The organism is Achromobacter sp. SLBN-14 (assembly GCF_006715415.1).
GTDB lineage: Bacteria > Pseudomonadota > Gammaproteobacteria > Burkholderiales > Burkholderiaceae_B > Achromobacter > Achromobacter mucicolens.
Genome location: NZ_VFNE01000001.1, coordinates 3,319,691 through 3,340,698, shown reverse-complemented (window position 1 = coordinate 3,340,698; position 21,008 = coordinate 3,319,691). Strand labels below are relative to the sequence as shown.

The following is a 21,008-nucleotide window of genomic DNA, read 5'->3' as shown; positions in this document are numbered from 1 at the left end:
GCCTCCCATGTCCACCACCGCCGAACGTCTGGGAACTGTGTTGTGCGGCGTCGGAGAAAGCCCAATCTGGCGCCGGGCCGACCAGGCGTTCTACTGGACCGACATTCCCGGCAAGACCCTTTGGCGCTGGACGCCGGAAACCGGCGCGTTCGCGCAGTGGGCGCTGCCGCAGATGGCGGGCAGCATCGCCATGCGGGAAGACGGCTGGCTGCTGGCGATGGAAGATGGCTTCTATGCTTGCGACGCATTGCGTGAAGGCCAGGCCTGCGCTGTGCGCCCGCTCGCATCCGTTGCCCATGCCGCGCCCGGCATGCGGTTCAACGACGGCCGCTGCGACCGGCAAGGCCGGTTTCTGGCGGGCACCATGGTGATGGACATGGCCCTGGCCTCGCCCGCCGGCGCGCTGTACCGCCATGAAGCGCGCGGCGTGACCGTCCTGCTCGACGGCCTGATCGTGCCCAATGGACTGGCGTTCAGCCCGCAGGGCCGGACGATGTACCTGTCCGATTCGCACCCGTCGCGCGCCACCGTGTGGGCGTTCGACTACGACACCGAGACGGGTGTGCCGTCCAACCGCCGCGTCTTCATTGACGCCCTGCCCACCGGCCGTCCCGACGGCGCCGCGGTGGACGCGGCGGGCTGCTACTGGATTTGCGGCAACGACGCCGGCAAGGTGTATCGCTACACCCCCGACGGCCGGCTGGACCGCACCCTGGACGTGCCCGCCGCCAAGGTCGCCATGTGCGCCTTCGGCGGCTCCCGCATGGACACGCTTTTCGTGACGTCGATCCGCCCGGGCAATGCCGCGCCCGGCGCGCTGGACGGCGCCGTGTTCGCCCTGCACCCCGGCGTGCAGGGCCTGGAGGAAACCGCCAGCGCCGGTTAGCACCCGACGGGCGCGCCCCTTTGCGCCCACCCCGAGCAGGTCAGTGCATATCAAAGAGCTTCGGGGCCGTCCCGGCCCTCAACGAAACGCCGTACCCCATCCGGAGGTAGACATGCTGCACCCTCACCTGAGCCGCGCCGTTCTGGCCGCGGCCGCCTTGCTGACGCTGATTCCCGCCACTCACGCCGCCGAGCTGCGCTCCGCGGACATCCATCCCGACGACTACCCCACTGTGCAGGCCGTGCGCCACTTCGGCGATCTGGTCAAGCAACGGACCAACGGCCGCATCACCGTGAAGGTGTTCTCTGGCGGCGCGCTTGGCAACGAAGACGATTCGATCGAACAGGTGAAACTGGGCGCGCTGGCCATGGCCCGCGTGTCGAGCGCGGCGATGCACAACATCTGCCAGACCACCCGCGTGCCGTCGCTGCCGTTCCTGTTCCGTTCCAAGGAGCATCTGCACAAGGTGCTGGACAGCGAGATCGGCGATCAGATCCTGCGCTCGTGCGAGGGAGCCGGCTTCGTGGGCCTGGCCTGGTACGACAGCGGTTCGCGCTCGATGTACACGACCAAGAAACCGATCAGGACCCTGGCCGACGCCAAGGGCCTGAAGATCCGCGTGCAGCAGTCGGACCTGTCCGTGGCAATGGTCGAGGCGATGGGCGGCAACGCCACGCCGATGCCGATGGGCGAGGTGTACACATCGCTCAAGACCGGGCTGGTGGATGCGGCCGAGAACAACTTCCCCAGCTACGAAAGCGCGCATCACTACGAGGTCGCCAAGTTCTATTCGCTGACCGAGCACACGATGACGCCCGAGATCCTGATCTTTTCCAAGCGCCAGTGGGACAAGCTGCCGCCCGACGACCAGAAGATCCTGCGCGAAGCGGCGCGCGAATCGGTGCCCTACATGCGCAAGCTGTGGGACGAGCGCGAGCAGAAGTCGCGCGCGGTGGTCGAGAAGGCGGGCTCGCAGATCTCGCAGGTCGACAAACCCTCGTTCCAGGGCGCGATGAAGCCGGTTTACGAACGCTTCGTCACCACGCCTGAAATGAAGGACCTGGTCGCCAAGATCCAGGCCGTGCAGTGAGGACATCATGTTGGCCACACCCACGAATGAACCAGATGTCGCCGCGGGGGGCCGGGAAGAAGCCCTGGCTGCCCCGCTGGATGCCTACTCCCGCGCCTGCGCCCGATTGGCGCGGATCTGCATGTGGACGAGCGTATTCGGGCTGATCTGCCTGATTGTCGCCGTCTCGCTGCAGATCTTCGGCCGCCACGTGCTGAACAGCACGCCGACCTGGGCGGAAAGCCTGGCGCTCCTGCTGGTGCTGTACGTCACCATGCTGGGCGCGGCGGTTGGCGTGCGCGACGCCGGGCATATCGGCTTCGAGTCCCTGCTCGACGCCCTGCCCGCCGCCGGGCAACGGCGCTTGCGCATCTTCATCCATCTGCTCGTCCTGCTGTTCGGCGTGCTGATGGCCTGGAACTGCGGCGTGCTGGCCGAGTCTGTCGCGGCCTACAAGATTCCCAACCTGGGCATCTCCAACGCGTGGAAGTACGTTCCTGCAACCCTGTCGGGCACCTTGATCGCGCTCTTTTCCGTCGAGCACATCATCGCGATCCTGCGCAACCAGAAGGTGGTACCGGCATGGCGCTGACACTGCTGTCCTTCACCTTCATGGGGTTCCTCGTGATCGGCGTGCCGGTGGCCTTCGCCATCGGGCTGTCGTCCATCACGGCCATCATGTACGAAGACCTGCCGCTGGCAGTGGCCTTCCAGCAGATGACCTCGGGCATGAACGCGTTTTCGTTCCTGGCCATCCCCTTCTTCATCTTCACCGGCGAACTGATGCTGTACGGCGGCATTGCCGACCGCATCGTGGCGTTCGCCAAGTCGCTGGTGGGCCATGTGCGCGGCGGCCTGGGCATGTCCAACGTGGTGGCCTGCACGCTGTTCGGCGGGGTGTCGGGATCGCCGGTGGCGGACGTGTCGGCGATGGGGTCGGTGATGATCCCGATGATGAAGCGCGAGGGTTATCACGCCGACTACGCGGTAAACGTCACGACCCACGCGGCGCTGGTGGGCGCGCTGATGCCGACCAGCCACAACATCATCATCTACACGCTGGCCGCGGGCGGCAAGGTGTCCATCGCGGCGCTGATCGCGGCAGGCGTCGTGCCCGCCCTGATCCTGACCGCGTGCAATCTTGCGGCCGCCTACTTCGTGGCGCGCAGCCGGGGCTACCCGGCAGGCACCTTCCCGGGCTGGCACATCGTGTTCCGCTCGCTGGTGGCCGCGGCGCCGGGGTTGTTCGTGGTGGTGCTGATCATCGCGGGCATCCTGAGCGGCGTCTTCACCGCGACGGAATCCGCAGCGGTGGCGGTGCTGTATGCGCTGGCGCTGACGATCTTCGTCTACCGCTCGCTGACCTGGGACCAGTTCGTCCGCGCGGCCAGCAAGGCGGTAAAGACCACGGGCGTGGTGCTGCTGCTGATCGGCATCTCCGCCACGTTCGGCTACCTGATCAGCTTCTATGGCGTGGCCGAAAAGACCGGGCAGCTGATGGCGTCGATTTCGACGGAGCCGTGGGCCATCTTCCTGATGGTCAACATCATCCTGTTCGTGCTGGGCACGTTCCTGGACATGGCCGCCACCATCCTGATCTGCACACCGATCTTCCTGCCGATCTGCATGCAGTACGGCATGGGGCCCGTGCAGTTCGGCATGGTGCTGCTGCTGAACTGCGCGCTGGGGCTGAACACGCCGCCGGTGGGCACCACGCAGTTCGTGGGATGCGCCATCGGCGGGGTATCGGTGGGAACAGTGATGCGCACCATCTGGCCGTTCTACGGCGCGCTGCTGGCCGCGCTGGCGCTGGTGACCTACGTGCCGGCGTTCTCGCTGTGGCTGCCGGGCGTGCTGCTCAACTGACGCGCGGCGCGCGGGACGGGCCGTGCGCGGTCCGTCCCACGATCACCGGATAGAAGAAGATGGCGGCCAGCAGCCACATCAGGGCGGCGGACCACAGCGTCTGGCTGAGAAAGTGCGCGCCCTGCAGGATGCGCACGACGGAAAAGCCCACGCCCGCCGCCACCCCGATCGCCAGCCCGCTCCAGCGCCACGCAGGCCGGCCCAGCGCCCATCCCGCGAAGTACAGGCTGAGCAGCGCATAGCCCGCGCCGGCATGGCCGCTGGGCAAGGCGCCGCCGGCGCGCGCACGCGCCCAGGTCCACCAGTGCACCGGATACGGCGTGTAGCCGCCCAGCGTCTCCAGATCGTAGGGACGCGGCAGCGTCGTGTGATGCTTGAGCTGGTTGATGAGCACTTGCCCGGTCAGGCACGATGCCGCCACGGCGATCGCCGCGCCGCGCCAGCGGCGCCATGCCGGGATGCGGTAGCTGGCGGCCGCGATGCCGGCCGCGGCCAGGCCCACGCCGATCGGCAGGGCGAGCACGATGCGGTGGCCCAGCAACTCCAGCCACCGGCTTCCGTGCAGCGGAAAATCGTCGATTACCGGATCAAAGAGCGCACGCGCGATGTACATGTCCAGCCCCGACTCCTTGGCCCACCACGCCAAGCAGGCAAGCAGCAGTGTCACGGCCCCGACATGGGTGAGCAGGTAAAAGGCTCTCGTCGGCGCGTGCGGCGCCGGCAGTAATGGGGACGGCATGATCGGGATTTTCCGGACGGTTCGGGCCTGCGCACTTTACGGGGCCGACAGTCGAAAATTCGTCAAATTCGCGTGGTAGGCGCTGCCGTCTCGGCCTGCCGGAATCGCAACAGGAAGCGGGTGCCGCGCGCAGGCCCCTCTTGCGAGGACTCGACCGTGAGCGACCAGCCCTGCATGTCGCATACGCGCTTGGCGATCGCCAGTCCCAACCCGCGCGCCGCCTCGTCGCTGCCCGACTCGCCCGAATCGCGCATGCGGCCGCTGAAATACCGGCGGAACAGGAACGGCAGGTCGCTGGCGGCGATGCCCTTGCCGTCGTCGCGCAGTTCCAGCCCGCCCTGCGCATCCAGCGACGCGGTCAGCGTGGCCGGCGCGGCGTGCTCGATGGCGTTGCGCACGAGATTGCGCAGGACGGTCAGCAGGGCGTAGCGGTCCAGCGACAGCACCTGGCTGGCCGGAATCTGGTTATCGAAGCGCAGGTCTGCCAGCGCGGCTTGGGCGGCGTAGCCGCGCCAGGCGTCTTCCATGCAGGCGGCAATGTCGACGGGCTCCGGCTCGCGCAACTGGTCGCGCGCCATCGCGCGCGCGCTTTCCAGGCTGACGATCACGTGGTCCACGTTGTCGACCACGCGCGTCAGGCGCTGCTGCTGGTCCGGCGTCAGCGCCTGCGTCAGCAGCATGAGTTCGCTGTCGGACCGGATCGCCGCCAGCGGCGTACGGACTTCGTGGCTGAGATTGCCGGCGAACTCACGTTCGCGGGCGATCGACCGGTCGACTTGGCCCTGCACGCGGTTGAAGGCTTCGATGAGCCGCCCGGCCTCGTCGTCGCGCGTGACCGCCATGTCGGGCGACCCGGGCGCCCAGGTCGACAGCCGGTCCGTCAGGTCCAGCAGCGGCCCGACCGCCACTGCCGCCACGCGGCGTGACAGCGCGTAGGCCAACACCACGCACAGCGCGCCCACGCCCAGCACGATCAGGCCGAAGTCGTGCACCCGCTCTTCGTTGTCGGTGGCGTCGTACAGCAGATACACCTTGCCGCGGTCGGTTTCGGCCACCATCACGTGCCACGTGTACGCGCCCGGTTCGATGAGGTGCAGCCCGTTTTCCAGCGAGAGCAGTTCGGGCGGCATGCCGACGGGCGGCTGGCCGTCCACGCTGAGCCACGCGCGCATGGATCCGCCCAGCTCGCGCGCGCCCCGGCGCGGCAGGAATTCGTCGCTGCTGCGCGCATGCTGGACCAGGCGATCCATTTCGGTGTTGAGGATGTCGTTGACCAGATCGTCCTCCATCTGGTCGAACGTCAGGTAGGCCAGCAGCGCAAGCGCCGTGACAAACAGCGCCACCGCGCCCGTCAGCGCCCAGACGACGCGCTGGGTCAAGGTGCCGGAGGCGGCGCGGCTCATGATGCGGCGCCGGGCAACGCCAGGCGCCAGCCGGTGCCGTGCACGGTCTCGATGCCGTCAAAGCCCGCGTCGGCCAGCGCGCGGCGCAAGAGGTGCACCTGGCTGCGCAGCGCATCGGACGAGGGCGGCTCGTTGCCCCACAACACGGATTCGAGTTCCTCGCGCGTGACCACGCGGCCCGGATCGCGCAGCAGCACTTCGATGATGAGACTTGCCTTGCGGGTCAGATGGACCGGCACGCCGCTGACCGACACGACACGGCTGCGCGCGTCGAACTGAAGCGGGCCGAACGTGCGCTCGGCGTCCACCGTCGACCCTTTGGCGCGCTGGATCAGCGCCAGCAGCCGGGCCTCGACCTCGAGCAGCGCGAACGGCTTGGTCAGGTAGTCGTCGGCGCCGTGCGAAAATCCCGCCAGCTTGTCTTCGAGACTGTCGCGCGCGGTCAGCATCAGCACCGGCACGGCCAGCCGCCGTTCCGTGCGCATGGCATGCAGCACGGCGTTGCCGTCCATGCCGGGCAGGCCGATGTCCAGCAGCACGGCGTCAAAGCGTTGCGCCTGCAACTGCTGCAAGGCGGCGGGTCCGCTGTAGGCCACGTCGGGAAGAAAGCCGCGCGCCTCCAGGAAGCTGTACAGGTTACCGGCGATGATGTGGTCGTCCTCGACGATCAGCACCCGGTGATTCGCGCCCGCTGCGGGAGGGGTTGCCATGTTCTGCGATCCTGGCCGCGTTACGTGGAAAGCACCTTGCCGGGGTTCATGAGCCCCTGCGGATCCAGCGCGCGCTTGATCCGGCGCATCAGCGCGAGCTCCACGGGATTCTTGTAGCGCGGCAGCTCGTCACGCTTGAGCTGGCCCACGCCGTGTTCGGCGCTGATGGAGCCGTTGTGCGCGTGCACGCTGTCATGCACCACGCCGTAGATCTCGCCCTGCAACGCCAGCAGCTCGGCTTCGCTCTGGCCCGGCGCATGCGCCACGTTGTAGTGCAGGTTGCCGTCGCCCAGATGGCCGAAGATCACATGGCGCACGCCCGGAAAGCGCGCCTGCAGCAAGGCGTTGGTCTTGTGCACGAATCCGGCGATGGACGAGATGGGAATAGAGACGTCATGCTTGACCGACTTGCCCAGCTCCGCTTCGGCCAGCGGGATGCTTTCGCGCAGGTGCCACAGCGCCTTGCTCTGCGAGACGTTCGCGGCGATGGCGGCGTCGTTCACCAGGCCCGCCTCGATGGCCTCGCCCAGCACGGCCTCGAAACGCTCGCGGGCGTGGGTTTCGCTCTCGCTGTCGGACAGCTCCAGCAGGGCGAACCACGGCGAGGCCGCCGATTCGCCTTCGAAGGGCAGGCGCTGCTGCGGAAAAAGGCGCACCACGCCTTGCAGGCAGGCGCCGCTCATGAGTTCGAAACCGGTCAGCGAGGCGCCGAACCCCGCGCGGGCGCGCGACAGGACTTCCACGGCGTTATCGATGCTGTCCAGCGTCAGCAGCGCCGTGCAGGAAGCCACCGGGCGCGGGTACAGCTTAAGGGTGGCGGCGGTGATGATGCCCAGCGTGCCTTCGCTGCCGATGTACAGGTCGCGAAGGTCGTAGCCGGTGTTGTCCTTGCGCAGGCCGCGCAGGCCGTCCCAGATCTCGCCTTCGGCGGTCACGACCTCCAAGCCCAGCGTGAGGTCGCGCGTGTTGCCATAGCGCAGCACCTGCGTGCCGCCGGCGTTGGTGGCCAGGTTGCCGCCGATGGTGCAGCTGCCTTCGGCCGCCAGGCTCAGCGGGAACAGGCGGTTCGCGGCCGCCGCCGCCTCTTGCACGGCCTGCAGGATGCACCCGGCCTCCACGGTGATGGTGTCGTTGTCGGTGTCCAGCGCGCGCACGGCGGTGAGCCGGGCGGTGGACAGGACGATCGCGGTGCCGGAATCGTCCGGCGTGGCGCCGCCGCACAGGCCCGTGTTGCCGCCTTGCGGCACCACCGGCACGCCATGCTGGGCGCACAGCTTGATGGCGGCCGCCACTTCGGCGGTGGAGCCGGGGCGGATCACCGCCAGCGCCGCGCCGCGATAGCGGCGGCGCCAATCCAGCACATAGGAATCCGCGTCCGCGCCCGTCAGCACGTGGGAGTCGCCCAGGAGGGCCTGTAGATCGCTCAGCAATGTCATGGATGCCGCACTTGAAGTCGGCCCGGCCGCTGGGGCCGGGCGCAGTTCATCGGATGTGCGGACTATTGTAGGGGCTGGACGGCGCCCGCCGAAGCCCCGCTTGGCGGACCAGTCAGCCGACCGCCTGATCCAGCCGGGTGCCCGTCATGCCCGAGCAGAAGGCGCGGGAGGCAATGCGCTCCATCAGGAAGGCGCGGTCCACGCCGGCGGGGCCGGGCAGTTCGGACAGGGCGCGATAGGCGCGGCGCAGGACCTCGCCGCGGGTGGCGCCGCAGACCATCAAATGGGTGCACGGCAGGCGGCGGTCGCCGCAGCCGTCGATGCGCATTTCCAGCACGTGCGGCGCAATGGGATCGTGTTCGGCAAGCGGCATGTCGTGCCCGCGGGCCTGCGTCTGCGCGTCGATGACGCGGAAGACGCCGCTGCGGTCGTCCAGCGAAAACGACACGGTGCCGGCGGCCTGCCAGCCGCGGTCGCGCGCCACGCTGGCGGCCACCGTGCGCAACGCGCTTTCGATCGAAGCCGCCAGATGCGGCGCGGGGCACTCCGCAATGAGGACGCGCGCGTCGCGCCAGACGCTGCGTTCCCAGGCACGGCCGGTGGCCAATTCGCCTGTCGCGGCGGCAGACACGTGGATATCAAGCCGGCGCTCGCGGCCCGCGGCCGGGCCGGCAAAGTCCGTGGGCGGTCCCCGCCTGCTTGTGGCGCCGCCCGATGACATGACTGTGGATACTTTGGCGCCCATGGCCCCTCCTGGTCTTTCTGCTTGCCCGGCAAGCGTATCACCTTCGGATGACGAGCAACTTTTGTGCCATGCGCGGCAGCCCGGGAGCCGGCCTTTGCGCCCGCCGCCATGCACCGCAAACAGGCGGCGGCGCGCCGGGCGCCGCACCACGGCGGGGCAGGCGGCACCGGGTAAATGCCCTACTCCGCCCGAAGGATGAAGCCCCCCGCGCCGATGGGGGATAATCCAACTTTGACCCCTGCCATAGCGGCTTGGATGTACGGGTTTACCATTACCCGGCAGCCGCCGCGCTGTCCCCCTCAACAAGGAACCGTCGTGGGCAACAATACACAATTTCCGGCCTCTGTTTTCAAGGCATATGACATTCGCGGCACCGTGCCGGACCTGATCGACGCAACCTTTGCCCGTTCGCTCGGCGTGGCGCTTGCCGCCCGCGCCCGCGAGCAGGGCGTGCAGACGCTGGTGGTCGGGCGCGACGGCCGCCTCAGCAGCGACATGCTGTCGCTGGCCCTGCAGGAAGGCATGCTGGAAGGCGGCGTCGATACGCTGGACATTGGCATGGTGCCCACGCCGCTCGTCTACTTTGCCGCGAACATCATGCAGACCGGATCGGGCGTGGCCATTACCGGCAGCCACAATCCCCCCAAGTACAACGGATTCAAGATGATGATGGGCGGCCGCGCGCTGTTTGGCGACGACGTCCAGCAGCTGGCGCAGACCATGAACGGGCAAGCCCTGGCCCCCGCCCCCGAACCCGGCACGCGCCGCCAGCTCGATCTGGCGCAGACCTACATCGCGCGCGTGGCTTCGGGCGTCAAACTGGCGCGTCCCATGAAGATCGCCATCGATTGCGGCAACGGCGTGGCCGGCGCAGTGGCGCCGCAGCTCTTTCGCGCGCTGGGCTGCGAGGTCGACGAACTGTTCTGCGACGTGGACGGCAACTTTCCCAACCATCACCCCGATCCGGCCGAACCCAAGAACCTGCAGGACCTGATCAAGCACGTCGCCGAGACCGATTGCGAACTTGGCCTGGCCTTCGACGGCGACGGCGACCGCCTGGGCGTGGTCACCAAATCCGGCCAGATCATCTGGCCCGACCGCCAGCTCGTCCTCTTTGCCCGCGACGTGCTCGAACGCAATCCCGGCGCGACCATCATCTATGACGTCAAGTGCAGCCGCCACGTGGGCCTGTCGGTCGAGGCCGCCGGCGGCGCCGCGCTGATGTGGAAGACGGGCCATTCGCTGGTCAAGGCCAAGCTGGCCGAAACCGGCGCGCCGCTGGCCGGCGAAATGAGCGGCCACATCTTCTTCAAGGAACGTTGGTACGGGTTTGACGACGGTCTGTACACCGGCGCCCGCCTGCTGGAAATCGTGTCGCGCGCAGCCGACGCCTGCGCCCCGCTGGAGGCCCTGCCGCAAGACGTGTCCACGCCGGAGCTCAAGCTGGAAATGGAAGAAGGCCAGCCGTTCACGCTGGTCAAGTCCTTGCAGGAGCAAGGCCAGTTTCCCGACGCCAAGCGCGTGATCACGATCGACGGCGTGCGTGCCGAGTACGCCGACGGCTTCGGTCTGGCGCGGCCGTCCAACACCACGCCGGTCGTCGTGCTGCGGTTCGAGGCGCAAAGCGAAGCGGCCCTCGCGCGCATCCAGGCCGACTTCCGCCGCGAACTGGGCAAGCTCGCCCCGAACGCCACACTGCCTTTCTGATCCGCTCATGTCGTTAGCCAACAGCCCCGCGTGGCAGCAGTTCACCGCCGCAACACGCACGGCATCCCGGGATGGCCAAAAGCTGCGCGTCATCAATGCGCCCGGGCTGCGCCTGGACCTGAGCGCACAGGCGCAATCGCCCGAACTGCTGGCCGCCTCGCGGGCGCTGCTGGCGCAGCAGGACTTCGATACCTGGCGCGCGCGCCTGTTCGATGGCGGCCAAGCCAATTGGACGGAAGGACGCGCCGCCTGGCACACCGCCTTGCGCGCGGCCGAGCCGCCTGCAATGGTGGCCAAGGCGGTGCTTGCCGAGCGCGAACGCCTGCGCGAATTCGTGCGCGCCGCCGACGCGGCCGGCCGCTACAGCGGCGTGCTGCATCTGGGCATTGGCGGCAGCGATTGGGGACCGCGCCTGGTCACCCGCGCGCTGCGCCACGAGGGCGCGCGCCGTGACGTGCGCTTTGCGTCCAACGTGGACTCGCATTCGGTTGCCGAAGCGATGAGCCACCTGGATCCGCACAACACGCTGGTCATCGTCGCCTCCAAGTCGTTCACCACCACAGAGCCGCTGGCCAACGCCGAGGTCGCGATGAACTGGCTGCGCGAAGCCGGCGTCGCCGATCCGATCAAGCAGGTCGTGGCGATCACCTGCAACGTCGAGGCGGCGCTCAACCTGGGCATCCTGCCCGACCACATCTTCCAGATCTGGGACTGGGTCGGCGGGCGCTATTCGCTGTGGTCCGCGATCGGCCTGCCGGTCGCGCTGGCGTTCGGCAACGACACCTTCGACCGGCTGCTGGCGGGCGCGGCGGCCATGGACGACCATTTCCGCAATGCGCCGCCGGACGAGAACGCGCCCGTGCAGCTGGCGCTGGCCGGCGTGGCCAACCGCAGCGTGCTGGGCTATGACTCGCTGGTGATCGCGCCCTACGATTCGCGGCTGCATCACATCGTGCCGTGGGCCCAGCAGCTTGAAATGGAATCGCTGGGCAAGGTCGCCACGGCCGACGGCAGTCCGGCCGGTGTGCCGACCGGTCCCGCGGTGTGGGGGATGCCGGGCACCGATTGCCAGCACACGTTCTTCCAGTGGCTGCATCAGGATGCGGCCGGCGCGCCGGTGGATTTCATCCTGTGCGAACAGCCGGACCATGCGTACGCCCGGCACCACGAACTGCTGGTTGCCAACTGCCTGGCGCAGCGTTCGGCGCTTTTGCGCGGCAAGACCTTTGAAGAAGCCCTGGCGGAAACCTCCGCCACGGAACGCGATCCGGCACGCGCGCGCCTGCTGGCGCAACACCGCGTGCACCCGGGCGGACGGCCGTCGTCGCTGATCGTGCTGCCGCGCCTGGAAGCCTATACGCTGGGCGCGCTGCTGGCCCTGTACGAGCACAAGGTGTTCACGCAAGGCGTGATCTGGGGCATCAACCCCTTCGATCAGTGGGGCGTGGAGTTTGGCAAGGTGTTGGCCAAGAACATCATGCGCGAGCTGGACGCGCCCCAGCCCAGCCAGCAGGACCCGTCCACGCGCTTCTGGATCGACGCGATCAGGCGCTAAGCGCGTCGTACAGCGCAACGTGAATGCGCGCGACCTGGTTGATGTCGAACTCGCGCTCGGCGAGCGCCCGGCCCGCCGCGCCCATCGCCTGGCGCAATGCCGCGTCCTCGGCCAGGCGGGCAATGGCGTCGGCCAGGGCGGCGGCGTCGCGCACCGGCACCAGGAGGCCGGTGACGTTGGGCTCGATCGCGTCCCGGCAGCCCGGCACGTCGGTCGTCACGACTGCGCGCCCGCAGGCGGCGGCTTCGATCAAGGATTTGGGCAGGCCTTCGCGGTAGGACGGCAGCACCGCGATGTGCGCGGCCGCATACAACGCCGCCACATCCGATCGCTCGCCCAGCGCCTGCACGCAGCCGTCCTGCTGCCACGCGTCGACATCGGCCTGCGTGGCGGAAGCCGGGTTGCCGGCGTCCAGGCCGCCCACCAGTTGCATCGTCACCGGCACGCCACGTTCGCGCAGCAGCCTTGCCGCCTGCACGAACTCCTGCACGCCCTTGTCGCGCAGCAGGCGCGCCACCATCGTGACGACCACGGGCGGCGCAGGCGGCTCGGGCGTAGGACGGAAGGCGTCAAGGTCCACCCCCGCGCCGCGGATGATGACCACCTGCTCATCGCGTACCGCGCCCAGCGACTTGAGCAGGTCGCGGTCGTTGGCGTTCTGGAAGATCACCCGGCTGTTCGGATGGCCCAGCGCGATGCGATACAGGCGCGCCACCACCGCGCGCACCAGGCGCATCTTCAGCGAATTGGACAGGAACACGAATCCCAATCCGGAAATCGCCGCCACCATGCCCGGCACACGCGCCAGCCGCGCGGCGATGCCGCCATACAGCACGGGCTTGATGGTGACCAGGTGCACCACGTCGGGCCGCAGCCGGCGGAACAGGCGGACCAGCGCCAGCAACGTGCCCAGTTCCTGCAGCGGGCGCTTGCCGCTGCGCGTCATGGGAATGGCGTGATGGGTCATGCCCAGCGCCTGGATGTCGGCCACGGCGGGGCCGTCCATCGTCGCGACGTGGACGTCGTAGCCCGCCTTCTGCGCGGCCAACGCGACCGGCACGCGGTGCGACATGAAGAACGCCGGGTTGTTGACGACAAACAGCAGGCAGCGTCCGGCGCTCATGCTTGGACTCCAGAAATGCGGCGCCAGACGGCGATATAGCTTTGCACCATGCGTGCAAGATCGAAATGTTCCAGGACGCGCGCGCGTGCGGCTTCGCCCGCGCGCTCGCGGCCTCGCGCGGCCACGTCGCACAGCGCGGACTCGATGCCGCGGGCCAGGGCCTCGGCCTGCTCGGGCGGCACCACCACGCCGGTATCGCCAACGATGTAGGCGGCGTCGCCCACGTCCGTCACCACGCAATACACGCCGCACGCCATGGCCTCGGCCACCACGTTGGGAAAGCCCTCGGCGCAGCTGGACAGCACGTGCAGGTCCAGTCCGTTCATGACGGCGGGCACGTCGTCGCTGGGGCCATTGAGCACCACGCGGTCGCGCAGATCCAGTTTGTCGAGCAAGGCGCCAAGCTGGGCATTGCCTTCGGTCATGTCTCGCCCGATCAGCACGCAGCGCAGCCCCGCGTCGCGGCCATCGCGCACCAGCGCGGCCACGGCGCGCAGCAGATTGGCGTGGTCCTTAAGCGGATCCCAGCGCGCCACGCAGCCGATCACGGGCACGTCCTCGGACAGTCCCCATGCGGCGCGCACGCGCGAGCGCGCCTGCGGATCCGGCGCGTAGCGCGACAGGTCGTAGCCGTTGGCGATCACGACCATGCGGTCGCGGCGGTAGCCTTTTTCAGCGTGGCGCTGCGCGGCATTTTGCGCGGCGCACACGATGGCGCGCGGCACGCTGCCCGACAGCATGGCGCATGCGCGCAGCACCAGCCGCGCCGAGCGGCTGCTGCGTTCAAGGTGTGCCCCGGAATTGCGGATGCCCCAGGCGATGGCGCGCACGCCCGCCAGGCGGGCCGCCAGGCCGCCGATCAGGTCTGCGTGGTACATCCAGGTCTGCACGGCGTCCGGACGAATCGAGGCGATCAGACGGCGAAGCGCCAGAAAACCGCCCAGGCTGACGCGCCCGCGTTTCATGCCCAGCGTGTGCACCGCGACGCCAGCGGCGCGCAGGCGTTCGCCGTAAAGGCCTTCATCGGTCAGCGATACGACCGTGTGCTCGACGTCCGCCTGCGGCCAGGTCGTCAGGCGGAACAGCACGGATTCCGCGCCCCCCTGCCCCAGCCCGGTGATGACGTGCAGAATGCGCAGCGGCCGGGTGCTCATCGCCCCTCCCGCACCGCTTCGAACAGTTCATCCCATTCGGTCAGCACACTGGCAAGCGCGTAGCGCTGGCGCACGGCCGCGGCGGCGCGCGCGCCCAGTTGCTCGCGCAAGGACGCGTCGCTCATCAGGCGATGCAAGGCATCGGTCATGGCAACGCGGTCGCCCGCCGGCACCAGCAGCGCATCCTGGCCGTCGCGCGTCATCTCGCGCGGACCGCTGGGACAATCGAACGCCGCGCACGGCAGCCCCAGCGACATGGCTTCCAGCAACACATTGGGAAAGCCCTCGACGAGCGAACTGAGCACGAAGGCCTGGCCGCGCGCCAGTTCTTCCCACGGCGCTTCCGTGCGGCCGGGCAGGCTGACGCGCGACTGCAGGCGCAGGCGCGCCACCTGTTGTTCAAGCGCGCCGCGCTCGGGGCCTTCGCCCCAGATGCGCAGGTTCCAGTCCGGAAACTCCGGCGCAAGCTGCGCGAAGATGTCGATCAGCAGATTGAATTGCTTGTCGGGCACCAGCCGTCCCATCGCGATCAGCTCGCGCGGGCCGGCGTCCTGGCGCTGCTGCACCAGCGGCGCATCCAGCAGCGGCGCGGGCAGCGGATTGGGAATGACGGCCAGACGCCGGATGCCGGGCACCTGACGCGCGAAAGGACCCGCGGTGTCTTCCGCCTGCACGGTCACCATGTCGGCGCGCGGATACAGCACGCGGCGCAGCTTGCGCCAGACAGAGCCCGTGGTGGTATCGGCGATCGGATTGGTGCGCTCGCAGACGATGAGCGGCACATTCAGGCCGCGCGTGGCCAGAATGGCGGCCACGTTGACGTTGGTGAGAAAGGACACGACCACGTCGGGCCGGGAATCGCGGATGTGCTTGCGCAGGACCAGCAATCGCTTGAACGCCGCCATCGCGCCCGTCGCCCGGGTGCCGGCCAGATCCGCCAGCCACGCGAGCCGGACCTTGTCCGACAGGGGATAAAAGCAGGTGCCCTTGGATGAGTAGGTGGGCGTCAGGATGACGGTGTCTCCGCGCTCGGACCATGCGTTGACCAGGGTCGCCGCGACGCGTTCCGCGCCGCCGGCGTGCATGGAGCTGACCAGCATCAGTATTTTCATTCCTCAACGGTCCTCAATCGGTCCCCCTTGATCCATCCCCGCCCGGTAGCGGTCCAGCCAGGCCTGCATCATCAGCACGCCCCACAGATGGCTGTCCCAATTGCGATGCCCCGACGAGTGCTCGCGCCATTTGCGCAGGATGGGCTCGGGTTCGAACCAGCCTTCCTGACGCAGGCGCGACGGATTCAGCAGCGCGTCGGCCCATTCCCGCAAGGGACCGCGCAACCACGCGGCCAGCGGCACGGCAAAGCCGCGCTTGGGGCGGTCGACCAGCGCCTGCGGCACGTGGCGATGCAGGACCTGCCGCAACAGCCACTTGCCGGTGTTGCCGCGCACCTTGTACTGGTGCGGCAGGCTCCAGGCGAATTCATAGACGCGGTGATCGATGAGGGGCACGCGGGTCTCCAGGCTGACGGCCATCGCCGCGCGGTCCACCTTGACCAGGATGTCGTCGGGCAGGTAGGTCACCGTGTCCAGCTTCATCATCGATTCGAAGAACGACCCCTGCATGGCGCGTTCGAACACCGACTCGGGTTCGACGCCGCCCTTGACCACACGGGCGGGGTCTGACCAATACGACACGAACAGGCGGTAGAACTCGCCTTGCGTGTCCGCGCGCAGCAGTTCGCCCAGCTTGCCGACCTTGCCGCGCCAGGCGCCGCGGCCGGGCAGATGGGTGGAGGCGCTGAGCATCGCGCCGGCCGGCTTGCGCAGCAGGCCGGGCACGCGTTCGAACTGGCGCCACCAATTGTCCACCCGGAAGTAACGCGAATAGCCACCGAAGAGTTCGTCGCCGCCGTCACCGGACAAGGCTACCGTGACGTGCTGGCGCGCCATGCGCGTGACGAGCGACGTCGGGATCTGCGACGAGTCGGCAAAGGGTTCGTCATACATGTCGGCCAGCGTGGGCACGACCGCCAACGCGTCGTCCGCGGTGACGTAGAGTTCGGTGTGATCGGTGCCCAGGTGCGTGGCCACGGCCTTCGCGTGCTGCGCCTCGTCGTAGCCCTTCTCGTGAAAGCCGATGGCAAAGGTGCGCACCGGCTGCGAGCTCTGCGCCTGCATCAACGCCACGATGGTGGACGAATCGATGCCGCCGGACAGGAAGGCGCCCAGGCTCACGTCGGACAGCATCTGTCCGCCCACGGCCTTGGACAGCACGCGTTCCAGCGCGTCGGTGGCTTGCGCGTCCGAATCGAACGACAGGCGGTGCTGCGCGGCCGTGTCCGCGGCCTCGCGCGCCGACCAGTACACACGCGGCTCCGGCATGCGGCGGCTGCGGGTGTCGTCCGCCGAGAACTCGACCCAGGTGCCGGGCGGCAGCTTGGCGATGCCTTCGTAGATCGACTGCGGCGCGGGGATGTAGTTGTGCCGCATGAACGATGCAAGCGCGTTGCGGTTCAGGTTGCGCCCGAACCCCGGAATCGGCATCAGGCCCTTGAGTTCCGAGGCGAACACCAGTTCGGCATTGGAGTAGCCGTAGTAGAGCGGCTTTTCGCCCATGCGATCGCGCGCCAGCACGAGCTTGCGCGCGGCCTTGTCCCACAGCGCGATGGCGAACATGCCGACCGCGGCCTGCAACGTGGCTTCGATGCCCAGCGCGGAAAAGCCCGCGAGCAGGGTCTCGGTGTCCGAATGGCCGCGCCAGGCCGGCGCCCGCGCCGAGTCCTCGAGCTGCTTGCGGATGTCCAGATGGTTGTAGACCTCGCCGTTGAACACCATCACGTAGCGCCCGCACGCGGACGTCATCGGCTGATGGCCGGCTTCGGTCAGGTCCAGGATCGCCAGGCGCACGTGCGCCAGCGCGACGCCGGCGTCAGTATCTTCCCAGAACCCATTGCTGTCGGGCCCACGGTGGCGGATGCGCCGGCAGCTGTCCGCCAGCACCTGATCCTTGTTCCCCAGGGGGCCCCAAATTCCGACTATTCCACACATGATGAGATTCTCGTGGTCACCGTAGCAACGGCGCGCGCGGGGCCCTAGCGGCCCTTCGCCCGCACGCCGTCAAAAAGTTCCTGCCATTTCCGCAGCACACGCACGGCCGAGAATCGGTCGCGCACGTCAGTGGCCGCCTGCGCCAGGCGCGCGCGGCCATTGTCATCGCCCATGACCACGCCAAGCGCCTCGCACAGCGCGGGCACGTCGCCGTTGGGCCGCACCAGCACGCCATCGATGCCGTGGCGGATGATCTCGCGCGGACCCGTGTCGCAATCGAACGAGACCGCCGCCAGACCGCTAGCCATGGACTCGAGCAACGTGTTTGACAGCCCTTCGAAGCGCGAGGTCAGCACGTAAAGATCGGCGCTGTCGTACCAGTCGCCGACATTGCCGGCACGTCCCGGCATCGAGATGCGCGATTCGAGCCCGGCCTCGCGCACCTGCGCTTCCAACGCCTGGCGCTCGCTGCCCTCGCCCAGAATAACCAGATCCCAGCCGGGATGCGACGGCGCCAACTGCGCGAACGCCTGGATCAGCAGGTCGAAACCCTTGTCGCCGTGCAGCCGCCCGACCGCCAGGAGGCGCTTCCGGCCATCCCGGGGAGCCGGCTGCAACAGCGGTTCGGCGCGCGGCAGCGGGAAGTGTACCGGGTTGGGAATGACTGCGAGCCGCGAGCCCGGCACATGCTGTTCCAGCCACTGCGCGGTGCCGCGGGTCAGCGCGACCACGCGCGCGGCGCGCGGATAGGTCAGCCGGCGCAGCCGCTGCCAGAAGCCCGACAACGTCTGGGACGGCGGATGGGTGTGTTCGGTTGCAATGACCTGGCAGTTCAGCCCCGCGGAAGCCAGCACGGCCAGCACCGACGCCGTGGTCATCATGCCCAGCACGATGTCGGGCCGGAACGACTTGATCACGCGGCGCAGCGCGCGCACGCGCTGCAGGTTGCTGAGAATGCCGCGCAGGCCGCCGCCCTCGCCCGCCGTGTGCAGGACTTCGCGGCGCACCTTGGGATGCAGCGCATAGACATCGCCGTCGGCGCTGGCCTGCGTGACCACCATGACCTCGCTGCCCTCGGACGCCCAGTGGGCGCTCAGGTCGGCAGCGACGCGCTCAGCGCCCCCGCCGTGCAGGGAATGGATGAACAGCAACACGCGCGCCGGACGGGCGGGGTCGGCTACGGACATTCAATCGGCCTCCTTGGGTTCGGCCTTGCGCATCGCCACGGCCAGGTAGCAGGCGAAGGACAGCACATACATGAGGCTGGTGGCCAGCATGATGCCGGCCGCGCCCATGCGGGGCGCCAGCACGGTGTTCAGCACGGCCTTCAGCGCAAAATTGGCGACCGCGATGGCGGCCATGATGCGGTAGCGGTTCTGGCTGGCCAGGAGTTGCACCAGGATCAGCACGCCGAAGTAGAACGGCAGCTGCAGCAAGCCCCAGCGCAGCACGTGCGCGACGGCTTCGGTGTTGTCGGCGGTAAAGGCGCCGCGCTGGAACAGCACCGACACGCCCCAGGGCGCCAAAACCCAGCCCAGCGCCACGGCGCCGGCGCCAGCGCCCACCATCAGCAACGACCATTTGAGCGCCATGCTGCGCGCGCGCGCCGTGTCGCCGCGCGCCTGCACGTCGGCCAGCACGGGGAGCGCGGCGCGGCCCACGGACACGGCCCCGATGCCCAGCAACAGGGACAGCAGCCGGCTGGCATAGCCGAGCGTGGCGTTGGCATTGGCGCCCAGGTTGGCGGCCGCGTACTGGTCCAGCGGACCCACAAAGCTCATGGCGACCTGGCCGATCAGCATCACCCCGGCCGCGCCCATCAGTTCAGGCCAATGCGGCGACTTCAGTGTCAGTGACGGCGCGCCCCAGAAGCCGCCGTCGGCGCGCGCGGCCAGCCAGGCCAGCCAGACGGTCTGGATGGCGTATCCGACCAGCGTGCCCCACAGCAGCGGTCCCACGCCCTCGGCGCTGGCGGCCAGCATGACCCAGGCCAGCGTTGCCACGGCGGGCACGCTGTCCAGCAGCGTGTTGACGTGGCGTTCCTGCGCGCGCAGCCGCGCGGCGCTGATGCCGGCGATCAGCAGCAACGCCGCCACGGGGGCAAAGGCGATCAGCAGGTCGCCCGTCATGGCGCGCACTTGCGCCGACAGGCCCTGCCCCAGCCAATCCACCACATACGGCCAGGCGAACCACGTCAAGAGGGCCAGTGCGACGCCGGCGGCGGCGACCCAGCCCTGAAGTTCGCGAATGAAGAGTTCCTTCTCGGCCCCGCCGGTGCGCGCCAGGCGCACCAGCACCGGGATCAGCACCACCGACAGCACGCCCACGATCGTGACGGGCAGCCAGGTGCCCATGGTCATCGTGAACTGGTAGGCGTCTACGGCGTCGCTGACGCCGTAGCGGTACGCCACCGCCATCTCCTTGATGGCGCCGGCAGCCTTGCCCAGCAGCAGAAACACCGCCACCCGGAACGCGCCTTTGAAGATGCGCTGATGATCCGGGTGGATGTTGCCGAGTTTTCGGACGAGTGCTTTCAACGCAGGAACTGCGTGTACCAGGGCATGGCGACTTCCAGGCCTTGCAGCACCGTGTGCGTGGGCGCATAGCCCAGCAGGCGGCCGGCCTTGCCGATGTCGGCCTGCGAGTGGCGCACATCGCCCGCGCGGAAGTCAGCGTAGACCGGCTGCTTGGTGTAGTTCACGCCCTGATTGCCCAGGGCCTGCACCAGGAAGCTGAACAGCTGGTTCAGGGTGCTGCGGCCGCTGACGGCCACGTTGTAGACCTGGTTGCGCGCCTCGGGCGCGGCCAGCGCGCCCAGGATGTTGGCCTGCACCGCGTTTTCCACAAAGCAGAAGTCGCGGCTGGTCTCGCCGTCGCCATTGATGGTGACGTCCTTGCCCTGGATCATCGCGGCGGTCCACTTCGGGATCACGGCGGCGTAGGCGCCGTCCGGATCCTGCCGCTTGCCGAACACGTTGAAGTAACGCAGACCCACCGTCTCGAAGCCGTAGGAGCGCGCGAAGACGTCGGCATAGAGCTCGTTGACGTACTTGGTCACGGCGTACGGCGACAGCGGCTTGCCGATGTTTTCCTCGACCTTGGGCAGCGCCGGATGGTCGCCGTAAGTGGAGCTGGACGCCGCATAGACGAACGACTTCACCTTGGCATCGCGCGCCGCGACCAGCATGTTCAGGAAACCGCCGATGTTGACTTCGTTGGTCGTGATGGGGTCATTGAGCGAGCGCGGCACCGAGCCCAGTGCGGCCTGGTGCAGCACGTAGTCCACGCCTTCGGCCGCGCGGCGGCAAGCGTCCAAGTCACGGATGTCGCCTTCGATGAAGGTGAAGCGCGCCCACTGCTGCGGCGAAACCGAAGCCTGGACTTCATCCAGATTGCGCTGGTGGCCGGTCGCGAAGTTGTCCAGGCCGGTCACGGTCTGGTCGAGCTTGAGCAAGGTTTCCAGCAGGTTCGAGCCGATGAAGCCGGCGCAGCCGGTCACCAGCCACTTGCGCGGCGCGGCGGACAGTTCCTGGGTGACAGTCTCGAATCGTGTGGTCATGGCGAAATC

General features: G+C 68.4%; 18 protein-coding genes. 6 read left to right on the top strand and 12 right to left on the bottom strand.

All coding sequences use genetic code 11. The annotated features are described in order from the left end of the window. Positions 1-7 precede the first annotated feature (7 nt). The 4 genes from FBY20_RS15240 (at position 8) to FBY20_RS15225 (ending at position 3,821) form a co-directional block, all read left to right on the top strand. On the top strand, positions 8-886 hold the full coding sequence (locus FBY20_RS15240; RefSeq protein WP_142053184.1) for an SMP-30/gluconolactonase/LRE family protein: 879 nt from the start codon (positions 8-10) through the stop codon (positions 884-886). Between the two features lie 112 nt (positions 887-998). Beyond that, a complete protein-coding gene (locus tag FBY20_RS15235; RefSeq protein ID WP_142053182.1) occupies positions 999-1,976 on the top strand; it encodes a TRAP transporter substrate-binding protein in 978 nt (325 codons plus the stop codon). 7 nt (positions 1,977-1,983) lie between these two features. Continuing rightward, positions 1,984-2,547, top strand: coding sequence for a TRAP transporter small permease (locus tag FBY20_RS15230; RefSeq protein ID WP_082586360.1), 564 nt, complete (start codon positions 1,984-1,986; stop codon positions 2,545-2,547). Continuing rightward, positions 2,538-3,821, top strand: a complete 1,284-nt coding sequence (locus FBY20_RS15225; RefSeq protein ID WP_056325325.1) for a TRAP transporter large permease — start codon at positions 2,538-2,540, stop codon at positions 3,819-3,821. Before FBY20_RS15230 ends, FBY20_RS15225 begins: the two co-directional genes overlap by 10 nt. Here the strand turns inward: FBY20_RS15225 and FBY20_RS15220 are convergent. From FBY20_RS15220 to FBY20_RS15200, 5 genes are all read right to left on the bottom strand, one after another. Continuing rightward, on the bottom strand, positions 3,814-4,560 hold the full coding sequence (locus tag FBY20_RS15220; protein ID WP_082586359.1) for a phosphatase PAP2 family protein: 747 nt from the start codon (positions 4,558-4,560) through the stop codon (positions 3,814-3,816). The two genes, FBY20_RS15225 and FBY20_RS15220, sit on opposite strands and share 8 nt — an antisense overlap. 62 nt (positions 4,561-4,622) lie before the next feature. Beyond that, positions 4,623-5,963, bottom strand: coding sequence for a HAMP domain-containing sensor histidine kinase (locus FBY20_RS15215; RefSeq protein WP_142053180.1), 1,341 nt, complete (start codon positions 5,961-5,963; stop codon positions 4,623-4,625). Next, positions 5,960-6,673: a response regulator transcription factor gene (locus FBY20_RS15210; protein WP_142053178.1), complete on the bottom strand. Its 714-nt coding sequence runs from the start codon at positions 6,671-6,673 to the stop codon at positions 5,960-5,962. Before FBY20_RS15210 ends, FBY20_RS15215 begins: the two co-directional genes overlap by 4 nt. A gap of 20 nt (positions 6,674-6,693) precedes the next feature. After that, positions 6,694-8,109 carry an FAD-binding oxidoreductase gene (locus FBY20_RS15205; protein ID WP_142053176.1) on the bottom strand — a complete coding sequence of 472 codons (1,416 nt, stop codon included), beginning with the start codon at positions 8,107-8,109 and terminating at the stop codon, positions 6,694-6,696. 112 nt (positions 8,110-8,221) lie between these two features. Continuing rightward, on the bottom strand, positions 8,222-8,854 hold the full coding sequence (locus FBY20_RS15200; RefSeq protein WP_081100967.1) for a BPTD_3102 family carboxylase-like protein: 633 nt from the start codon (positions 8,852-8,854) through the stop codon (positions 8,222-8,224). A 315-nt stretch (positions 8,855-9,169) separates the two neighbouring features. Here FBY20_RS15200 and FBY20_RS15195 point away from each other — a divergent pair, with 315 nt between their 5' ends. Both FBY20_RS15195 and pgi read left to right on the top strand, forming a co-directional pair. Beyond that, a complete protein-coding gene (locus FBY20_RS15195) occupies positions 9,170-10,561 on the top strand; it encodes a phosphomannomutase/phosphoglucomutase (RefSeq protein WP_142053174.1) in 1,392 nt (463 codons plus the stop codon). Positions 10,562-10,568: 7 nt separating this feature from the next. Continuing rightward, entirely contained in the window at positions 10,569-12,116 is a 1,548-nt protein-coding gene (gene pgi / locus FBY20_RS15190) for a glucose-6-phosphate isomerase (protein ID WP_056325309.1), read from the top strand. Here pgi and FBY20_RS15185 read toward each other — a convergent pair. From FBY20_RS15185 to FBY20_RS15155, 7 genes are read right to left on the bottom strand one after another with little or no spacing between them, the layout of a single operon-like run. Continuing rightward, positions 12,106-13,239, bottom strand: a complete 1,134-nt coding sequence (locus tag FBY20_RS15185) for a glycosyltransferase family 4 protein (protein ID WP_142053172.1) — start codon at positions 13,237-13,239, stop codon at positions 12,106-12,108. The genes pgi and FBY20_RS15185 overlap by 11 nt on opposite strands. After that, positions 13,236-14,393 carry a glycosyltransferase gene (locus tag FBY20_RS15180; protein ID WP_174245414.1) on the bottom strand — a complete coding sequence of 386 codons (1,158 nt, stop codon included), beginning with the start codon at positions 14,391-14,393 and terminating at the stop codon, positions 13,236-13,238. The genes FBY20_RS15185 and FBY20_RS15180 overlap by 4 nt, the downstream gene beginning before the upstream one ends. Beyond that, the gene (locus FBY20_RS15175) at positions 14,390-15,505 is read right to left on the bottom strand and encodes a glycosyltransferase family 4 protein (RefSeq protein ID WP_142053170.1); all 1,116 of its coding nucleotides are present in this window, start codon (positions 15,503-15,505) and stop codon (positions 14,390-14,392) included. Before FBY20_RS15175 ends, FBY20_RS15180 begins: the two co-directional genes overlap by 4 nt. A gap of 3 nt (positions 15,506-15,508) precedes the next feature. Next, positions 15,509-17,440: an asparagine synthase (glutamine-hydrolyzing) gene (gene asnB / locus FBY20_RS15170; protein ID WP_142053168.1), complete on the bottom strand. Its 1,932-nt coding sequence runs from the start codon at positions 17,438-17,440 to the stop codon at positions 15,509-15,511. Positions 17,441-17,484: 44 nt separating this feature from the next. Beyond that, positions 17,485-18,627, bottom strand: a complete 1,143-nt coding sequence (locus tag FBY20_RS15165) for a glycosyltransferase family 4 protein (RefSeq protein ID WP_062839992.1) — start codon at positions 18,625-18,627, stop codon at positions 17,485-17,487. Beyond that, positions 18,628-19,977, bottom strand: coding sequence for a murein biosynthesis integral membrane protein MurJ (gene murJ, locus FBY20_RS15160; protein WP_142053166.1), 1,350 nt, complete (start codon positions 19,975-19,977; stop codon positions 18,628-18,630). It lies immediately after the preceding gene. Then, positions 19,974-20,999 (bottom strand): SDR family oxidoreductase, encoded by a 1,026-nt coding sequence (locus FBY20_RS15155; RefSeq protein ID WP_062839990.1) that lies wholly within the window; start codon positions 20,997-20,999, stop codon positions 19,974-19,976. Before FBY20_RS15155 ends, murJ begins: the two co-directional genes overlap by 4 nt. Between the last annotated feature and the right edge of the window lie 9 nt (positions 21,000-21,008).